Annotated in this window: 1 protein-coding gene; it reads left to right on the forward strand. The window is 65.9% G+C overall.

The window, feature by feature from the left end:
- The coding region (locus tag SM447_RS29630; RefSeq protein WP_474576161.1) for a glycoside hydrolase family 11 protein at nt 1–572 on the forward strand (572 nt) is incomplete at both ends.

The raw sequence follows: 572 nt of genomic DNA on the forward strand, positions 1-572 counted from the left end.
CGCGTCAGGATGCTGGCTGCCGCCGCCTTCGCCGCAGTGTTGGCCACCACCGGCACTGTCGCGATCTCGGCCAGCCCCGCCCAGGCCGAGGCTGACCGGCAGGTCTGCTCGAACACGGAAGGCACCCACAACGGGTTCTTCTTCTCGTTCTGGAAGGACAGCGGCGACGCCTGCATGGTGTTGCGTGAGAACGGCCGCTACACCAGTTCGTGGAGCAGGAGCACCAACAACTGGGTCGGCGGCAAGGGCTGGAACCCGGGAACCCGTCGCACGATCACCTACTCGGGCAGCTACAACCCGGGCAACAACAACAGTTACCTCGCCCTGTACGGCTGGACCCGTAACCCGCTGGTCGAGTACTACATCGTCGAGAACTTCGGTAGCTACAACCCGAGCAGCGGCGCCACCCGGCTCGGCTCCGTCACCACCGACGGCGGCACCTACGACATCCTGCGCAGCCAGCGGGTCAACCAGCCCTCGATCGACGGCACCGCGACGTTCTACCAGTACTGGAGCGTCCGGCAGCAGAAGCGCAGCAGCGGCACCATCACCACCGCCAACCACTTCGACGC

This window comes from Micromonospora aridisoli (assembly GCF_056150025.1).